The organism is Arthrobacter sp. NPDC057013, assembly GCF_042674585.1.
Classification (GTDB): Bacteria; Actinomycetota; Actinomycetes; order Actinomycetales; family Micrococcaceae; genus Arthrobacter.
In genome coordinates this window covers 1-3,178 of record NZ_JBHUSE010000045.1, presented here as the reverse complement: position 1 = coordinate 3,178, position 3,178 = coordinate 1, and the positions used below count along the sequence as shown (strand labels likewise).

The 3,178-nt window shown below is 43.9% G+C and carries 1 protein-coding gene, 2 rRNA genes and 1 other annotated feature; all 3 genes read right to left on the bottom strand.

The window, feature by feature from the left end:
• Window positions 1-79 (bottom strand): 23S ribosomal RNA (locus ACFTSA_RS24320); the annotation flags it as partial.
• A gap of 153 nt (window positions 80-232) precedes the next feature.
• A 16S ribosomal RNA gene (locus ACFTSA_RS24315) occupies window positions 233-1,783 on the bottom strand.
• Window positions 1,784-2,173: 390 nt separating this feature from the next.
• Complete coding sequence (locus tag ACFTSA_RS24310; protein WP_377954679.1) at window positions 2,174-3,076, bottom strand: DNA gyrase C-terminal beta-propeller domain-containing protein; 903 nt, start codon at window positions 3,074-3,076, stop codon at window positions 2,174-2,176.
• Window positions 3,076-3,177, bottom strand: a sequence feature (23S ribosomal RNA rRNA prediction is too short). It overlaps the preceding gene by 1 nt.
• Window position 3,178 lies beyond the last annotated feature (1 nt).

Genomic DNA, 3,178 nt, shown 5'->3' with positions numbered 1-3,178 from the left:
GAAGCATATCGGTGTTAGTCCCGTCCTTCATCGACTCCTAGTGCCAAGGCATCCACCGTGCGCCCTTTCTAACTTAACTAATTTTAAAACTAATTGAATTAAACTTACGCAGTTTAATGAATGACATTATCTAGTTTTCAAGGTACAAAGTTGAGAGTGAACTCTCAAAACTAAACAAAACAATGAAGAAACATTTTCATACATGAACCAACGGTTCATGATGTCTCCATAGAAAGGAGGTGATCCAGCCGCACCTTCCGATACGGCTACCTTGTTACGACTTCACCCCAATCATCTGTCCCACCTTAGGCGGCTGGCCCCTAAAAAGGTTACCCCACCGACTTCGGGTGTTACAAACTCTCGTGGTGTGACGGGCGGTGTGTACAAGGCCCGGGAACGTATTCACCGCGGCATGCTGATCCGCGATTACTAGTGATTCCGGCTTCATGTAGGCGAGTTGCAGCCTACAATCCGAACTGAGAATAGTTTTATGGGATTAGCTCCACCTCGCGGTCTTGCAACCCTTTGTACTATCCATTGTAGCACGTGTGTAGCCCAGGTCATAAGGGGCATGATGATTTGACGTCATCCCCACCTTCCTCCGGTTTGTCACCGGCAGTCACCTTAGAGTGCCCAACTAAATGCTGGCAACTAAGATCAAGGGTTGCGCTCGTTGCGGGACTTAACCCAACATCTCACGACACGAGCTGACGACAACCATGCACCACCTGTCACTCTGTCCCCGAAGGGAACGCCCTATCTCTAGGGTTGTCAGAGGATGTCAAGACCTGGTAAGGTTCTTCGCGTTGCTTCGAATTAAACCACATGCTCCACCACTTGTGCGGGCCCCCGTCAATTCCTTTGAGTTTCAGTCTTGCGACCGTACTCCCCAGGCGGAGTGCTTAATGCGTTAACTTCAGCACTAAAGGGCGGAAACCCTCTAACACTTAGCACTCATCGTTTACAGCGTGGACTACCAGGGTATCTAATCCTGTTTGCTCCCCACGCTTTCGCGCCTCAGCGTCAGTTACAGACCAGAAAGTCGCCTTCGCCACTGGTGTTCCTCCAAATCTCTACGCATTTCACCGCTACACTTGGAATTCCACTTTCCTCTTCTGCACTCAAGTTTCCCAGTTTCCAATGACCCTCCCCGGTTGAGCCGGGGGCTTTCACATCAGACTTAAGAAACCGCCTGCGCGCGCTTTACGCCCAATAATTCCGGACAACGCTTGCCACCTACGTATTACCGCGGCTGCTGGCACGTAGTTAGCCGTGGCTTTCTGGTTAGGTACCGTCAAGGTGCCAGCTTATTTAACTAGCACTTGTTCTTCCCTAACAACAGAGCTTTACGACCCGAAGGCCTTCATCGCTCACGCGGCGTTGCTCCGTCAGACTTTCGTCCATTGCGGAAGATTCCCTACTGCTGCCTCCCGTAGGAGTCTGGGCCGTGTCTCAGTCCCAGTGTGGCCGATCACCCTCTCAGGTCGGCTACGCATCGTCGCCTTGGTGAGCCGTTACCTCACCAACTAGCTAATGCGCCGCGGGCCCATCTATAAGTGATAGCCGAAGCCATCTTTCAACTAAGGAACAGGAGTTCCTCAGTGTCATCCGGTATTAGCTCCGGTTTCCCGAAGTTATCCCAGTCTTATAGGTAGGTTGCCCACGTGTTACTCACCCGTCCGCCGCTAATTAACGGGAGCAAGCTCCCATTAATCCGCTCGACTTGCATGTATTAGGCACGCCGCCAGCGTTCGTCCTGAGCCAGGATCAAACTCTCCATAAAAGTTAAGTTTAAATCTTGTATTGCTCAAAAAACTAATAATTGACGTTTACTTCATGTTTTGTTTAGTTTTCAAAGTTCACTTTGTCGCGATGTCTCTTGGCGACTTCTATATAATAACAAATCCATTAGACTCGGTCAATAGTTTTTATAATATATTTTCAAAAAAAATTAAACTAATTTTATTTAAGCAAAAACCTTACTTAATATTCTTATTTTCCTACCTTTAGATTTAATAGAACTAAGGAGTTAATACTCCCCATAAAGATTAAATGAGCAAAACTGATAAACCTAAAATAAAACCCTACTATCTTCAATTTAAAGAAACATTAGTATCCTCACATAGAAAAAAAGAGAGAACAAATATGTTCTCTCTTTAGCATTATTTAAAAACTATTCTTCAGTTGTTTCAGTTATATCATCATCTTCTAGAGTCGGAAATTCATCATCATTTTCATCTTCTGCCTCAATTTCCTCTTCTTTTGCTGCAATTGCAACCGTAGCAACATGACCTTCTTGGTCTAGTCTAATTAATTTAACACCTTGAGTAACACGGCCAAGACGTGAGATTTGTTCAATTGGCATACGAATAATAACACCGGATTCAGTAATTAACATTAAATCCTCTTCGTCACTTACACATTTTAATGAAATCATTTTACCGTTTTTCTCTGTAACATTCAGTGTTTTTAATCCTTTACCACCACGACTTTGAATACGGTATTCTTCCTGTGCAGTTCGCTTACCATAACCAAGTTCCGTAACAACAAGAATATCTAAGTGCTCCTCCACAACTTCCATTCCTACAACATAGTCATCTTCAGAAAGTGTAATAGCTTTAACACCTGTTGCTGTTCTTCCCATTGATCTAACATCATCTTCATTAAAACGGATCATCATACCTTTTGAGGTACCGACAACAATATCTTTCGTTCCGTCTGTCAAACGTACTGAAATTACGTCATCATCCTCTTTTAAATTAATTGCAATTAATCCATTCGTTCGGATATTTGCAAATGCAGATAAAGGTACACGTTTCGCTATTCCTTGTTTCGTCGTAAAGAATAGGTACCAATTCTCTAAAAATTCACTTACTGGAATAATAGCGTTAATACTTTCACCTCTATCAATTTCAAGTAAGTTTACGATAGGTAGTCCTTTAGCTGTACGGCTAAACTCCGGAATCTCATAACCTTTTGATCGGTATACTTTCCCCTTATTCGTAAAGAATAAAATTGTATCATGAGTTGAAGGTGTCAGTAAGTGTTCTAAGAAGTCATCATTATTAGTGCCCATTCCCTGAATACCACTCCATTACGAGTGGTGGGTTTCCCCATTCGGAAATCTCCGGATCAAAGCTTGCTTACAGCTCCCCGAAGCATATCGGTGTTCGTCCCG